The 3512-nt window shown below is 71.7% G+C and carries 3 protein-coding genes; 1 reads left to right on the top strand and 2 read right to left on the bottom strand.

Annotated elements, in window-relative coordinates:
* Positions 1-70: 70 nt before the first annotated feature.
* The gene (locus ACLQ25_RS32465; protein ID WP_425734547.1) at positions 71-2068 is read right to left on the bottom strand and encodes an acetoacetate--CoA ligase; all 1998 of its coding nucleotides are present in this window, start codon (positions 2066-2068) and stop codon (positions 71-73) included.
* A 142-nt stretch (positions 2069-2210) separates the two neighbouring features.
* Complete coding sequence (locus ACLQ25_RS32470; RefSeq protein ID WP_425734548.1) at positions 2211-2729, bottom strand: acyl-CoA thioesterase; 519 nt, start codon at positions 2727-2729, stop codon at positions 2211-2213.
* A 23-nt stretch (positions 2730-2752) separates the two neighbouring features.
* Between ACLQ25_RS32470 and ACLQ25_RS32475 the strand changes: the two genes are divergently transcribed.
* Complete coding sequence (locus tag ACLQ25_RS32475) at positions 2753-3418, top strand: hypothetical protein (RefSeq protein ID WP_425734549.1); 666 nt, start codon at positions 2753-2755, stop codon at positions 3416-3418.
* Positions 3419-3512 lie beyond the last annotated feature (94 nt).

Raw genomic sequence — 3512 nt, forward strand, 5'->3', positions numbered from 1 at the left:
GGATGGGAGTGCTCACCCGCCTGCGGCTAGCAAGTACCGAGTTTGCCAACGGCTGACCCGGCAGCTCCCATTAGGGGTGGGGGCGGGACTGGGCGAAGGCGGCGAAGGCGGTCAGAGACTCGGGATTTGCCAGGGCGCCCTTGGCTGCGGCCGAGTCGACCGGGGTGCCGGTAAGGATCTTCTTGACCGGTACCTCCAGCTTCTTCGCCGAGAGGGTTCGGGGTACCGCGCGTACCTGGTGGATCTCGTCGGGGACGTGCCGGGGGGAGAGTGCCGTACGCAGCTCACGACTGATCTTCGTGCGCAGCGCGTCGTCCAGTTCCAGGCCGTCGGCCAGCACGACGAAGAGCAGCAGCTCACCGGCACCGCCCTCGTCGTCCTCCAGGTGCACGACGACCGAGTCGACGACCTCGTCGAGCCCTTCGACCACGGAGTAGAACTCGGCGGTGCCGAGGCGTACGCCGCCACGGTTGAGGGTGGCGTCGGAGCGTCCGGTGATCACGCAGCCGCCTCGGGCGTTGATGGTGATCCAGTCGCCGTGCCGCCACACACCCGGGTAGACCGAGAAGTACGCCTCGGAGTAGCGGACGCCATCCGGGTCGTTCCAGAAGCACACCGGCATGCTCGGCATCGGCTCGGTGATCACCAGCTCGCCCAGTTCACCGATCACCGGGGTGCCGTCGGCTGAGCGGGCCTCCACCTTGGCGCCCAACGCGCGGCAGGCGATCTCTCCGGCGTACACGGGCAGCAGCGGCACCCCACCGACGAAGCCGGTGCACACGTCGGTGCCGCCGGACAGCGACTGGAGCTGCACCTGGTCGCCGACCGTGTCGTACACCCATTGGAAGCCCTCGGCGGGCAACGGCGCACCGGTGGAACCGACGCCGCGCAGCGCGGACAGGTCGGCGATCTCGCGGGGCACCACACCGGCCTTGCGGCAGGCCAGCAGGTACGGCGCCGAGGTACCGAAGTAGGTGGTGCCGGTCTCGGCAGCCAACCGCCACAGGCCGCCGAGGTCGGGCTCTGCCGGCCGGCCGGGCTCCGCCCGGACCCCGGGGTTGCCGTCGAAGAGCACGATGGCCGCCCCCACCGCCGGCCCGGAGACCAGGAAGTTCCACATCATCCAGCCGGTGGTGGTGAACCAGAAGAACCGGTCGGACGGGCCGAGGTCGTGGTGCAGGGCGAGCATCTTCAGATGTTCCAGCAGGATGCCGCCGTGGCCGTGGACGATCGGCTTGGGCAGCCCGGTGGTGCCCGAGGAGTAGAGCACGTACAGCGGGTGGTCGAACGGGACCGGCGTGAACGTCAACGGCTCGTCGGTGGGCGCGGCCAGGTCCGCCCAGTCGAGGACGCCGTCGGGCGTGGGGCCGTCCGGGTCGAGGTACGCGATGCCGACGGTGTGCCGTACCGACGGAAGGGCGGCCCGGATGGCCGCGACCTCGGCCCGCCGGTCGACGGGCTTGTCGCCGTACCGGTAGCCGTCCACGGCGACCAGCACTGTCGGCTCGATCTGCTGCCACCGGTCGGTGACGCTGCGGGTGCCGAACTCGGGCGCGCAGGACGAGAAGACCGCGCCCAGGCTGGCGGTGGCGAGCAGCAGGACGTACGTCTCGGAGATGTTCGGCGCGTACGCCGCCACCCGGTCCCCGGCGGTGACGCCGAGCCGGCGCAGCCCGGCCGACACCCGGCGGACCTGCTCGCGCAGCTCGGCGGCGGTGAGGGTGACCGGCGGTCGGGTCTGGCCGTGCGCGATGACGATGGGGTCGTCGTCGGCGCGGCGCGGCATGCGCAGCACGTTCTCGGCGTAGTTGAGGGTGGCGTCGGGGAACCAGCGGGCGCCGGGCATCGCCCGCTCGGCCAGCGTGGCGGTCGGCGGGGTGTGCGCGATGACCTCGAAGTGGTCCCAGATCGAGCGCCAGAAGGCGTCCAGGTCGGTGACCGACCAGCGCCACAGCGCGTCGTAGTCGGCGAAGTGCAGCCCGCGGTGCTCCCCCAGCCAGCGCAGGTAGTCGCCGATCCGGGACCGTTCGAGCACGTCCGCCGGCGGCGTCCACAGCACGTCACCCACTGCTCCACCCTCCCTGAGGCCCGCACGACGTTGTGCATGGGCCGTGGCGCCATCTTGCCCTACCTCGAAGCGCCATTCTGCGCACCGGGTGGGCCGATCGACGCGTGCCCGGCCCACACTCCACCGCCTCAACCCATGTGGGTCAGCCGGCCCGATGCGCCAGGATGGCCTTGCGGCGGGCCAGGCGGTGCTCGCGGCGGATCTCCGCCTCCCGGTACCGGCGTTCGTCGTCCGGAGTCTCCGGCAGCACCGGGCGGACCGTGCGCGGCGCGCCGCCGACGTCCACCCCGACGAAGACCAGGTACGCCGTGGCGACCCGGACCGGCGCGTCCTCGGCCGAGTCCCACCGCTCGGCGACCACCCGCACCCCTACCTCCATCGAGGTCTGCCCGGTCCAGTTGACCTGGGCGTGCGCGTGCACCAGGTCACCGACCCGGACAGCCTCGGAGAAGACGATCTCGTCGATCGCCGCGGTGACCGCCGTTCCGCCGCTGTGCCGGGCGGCAGCGGCGCCGGCCACGTCGTCGACGAACTTCATCAGGACCCCGCCGTGGACGGTTCCGTAGAGGTTGACGTCCACCGCAGTCATGATCTTGCTGAGGGTGACGCGGGAGTACGACGTTGGCTTGCCGGTCGGAGCGGCGGAGAGGTGCTCGGTCATGCCGGAAACGGTACGGTGCGCGGATGCGACATCTCTGGAGCTTCCTCGCCGGGTTGGTGGTGGCACCCATCACGTGGGTGCTTGTCACACTCGGGCAGGACGGGTCGAGCCGGACGGTCGACCGCTGGGTGGAGATCGGCACCTTCAACACCGCCAACCTGATCGAACCGGCCGTGTATCTCGGTGTCGGCGGTGTCCTGCTCGGGCTGCTCGGCACACTGCGTTTCTCGCCGGCGGGGCCACTGCTGGCCGGGCTGCTGCTGGTCACCCCGTACATCGGGATGTTCGTGGCGCCGTTCGAGGTGCGCGACGCGATCCCGCACGAGTGGAAGGTGTTCGGTGACCCGCTGCCGCTGCGGCTGCCGGTCGAGAACGGCACGCTCTTCCTGATCGGTCTGCTGCTGCTGATGGCGGCGTTCAGCGGTCAACGCTGGCGGCGGTGGCCGCAACCGGTGACCGTGCCGGCCGCCACCCCGGCGCCGGCGGACGCACCGCGTGGCGACGACTTCACGCTGACGGACTGGTCGTCGTCCGAATCGGCGGAGCGCGACACCGCGCCGCTGACCCTGGGCTACCCGGCCGATCCGACGCCGACCGAGCCGCTGCCGCGCCGGGTGGGCGGCGAGTCGCCGTGGTCCGCGCCGCCACGCGATCAGTCGCGGCCCGAGGACACCACCGAGATCCGCTGACCGTCGGGGGGGGGGGGGGCCCCCCCCCCCCCCCCCCCCCCCCCGCGGGGGGGGGGTTATAGGTTACCAAGGGGGTGGGGGCGCCACGAGGAGC

The organism is Micromonospora sp. DT44, assembly GCF_049841635.1.
In the GTDB taxonomy this organism is placed as follows: domain Bacteria; phylum Actinomycetota; class Actinomycetes; order Mycobacteriales; family Micromonosporaceae; genus Micromonospora.